Annotated in this window: 1 protein-coding gene; it reads right to left on the bottom strand. The window is 66.4% G+C overall.

Features of this window, described 5'->3' with window-relative positions; genetic code table 11:
* Positions 1-253: metal/formaldehyde-sensitive transcriptional repressor (locus SB765_RS31795; RefSeq protein WP_410932780.1), on the bottom strand; the 253-nt coding region annotated here is incomplete at both ends.

The raw sequence follows: 253 nt of genomic DNA, 5'->3' as shown, positions 1-253 counted from the left end.
AAGACCGCAACAACGCCGCCACCTTGTCCGCCTCATCCTGCCGCTCCTCGGCGCTAAGCCCGTCCGCCACCAGATGTTCGCGGATATGCCCTTCCATCACTTCGGCCATCAGCCCGTTCACCGCGCCGCGCACGGCGGCGATCTGCTGCAGGATCGCCAGGCAGTCCTTGTCCTGCTCCAGCGCCGTCTCAAGCGCGGCCGCCTGGCCCTTGATCTTGCGCACCCGGGCCAGCAGTTGCTTCTTGCTCTTCAG

The organism is Pseudomonas sp. SIMBA_067, from assembly GCF_046534675.1.
Lineage (GTDB): Bacteria > Pseudomonadota > Gammaproteobacteria > Pseudomonadales > Pseudomonadaceae > Aquipseudomonas > Aquipseudomonas putida.
This window is presented reverse-complemented; position numbering and strand designations above follow the sequence as displayed.